Origin of the sequence: Paracoccus sediminilitoris (assembly GCF_003259195.1) — a bacterium.
GTDB lineage: Bacteria > Pseudomonadota > Alphaproteobacteria > Rhodobacterales > Rhodobacteraceae > Paracoccus > Paracoccus sediminilitoris.
Window position 1 is genome coordinate 1 of record NZ_QJPK01000090.1, and the last position, 374, is coordinate 374.

The 374-nt window shown below is 55.3% G+C and carries 1 protein-coding gene; it reads left to right on the plus strand.

From position 1 onward, the window contains the following. Positions 1-12: 12 nt before the first annotated feature. The coding region (locus tag DKT70_RS17690; RefSeq protein WP_111560344.1) for a GFA family protein at positions 13-374 on the plus strand (362 nt) is incomplete at its 3' end.

A 374-nucleotide genomic window follows, 5' to 3' on the forward strand; every position in this document is an offset into this window, starting at 1 on the left:
TGGGGAGTGCAGATGAATAGCTCTAGGAAGTTTGCAGGGCATTGCCTTTGTGGCGAAGTCATAGTGAGCGTTGACGGTCAGCACGACCCACAGCCAGGTGCATGTCACTGCCGTATGTGCCAAAGATGGTCCGGCGGGGTATTCCTTGCTTTCACGGCCGCTGCCGAAGCGGTTACGGTGGAAGGCCCCGTTCGGCGTTTTCAGTCTACTTCGTTTGCTGAGCGTGCGTTTTGCGGCACGTGCGGAACGCATCTCTGGATGCGAAATACCGATGATCAGGCAGCAGAATACGAGCTGATGCCTGGGTTGTTTGATGCAGCTCATGACTGGCCGCTCCGTTCTGAGATTTACACAGATAAGGCCATGGCTTCAGT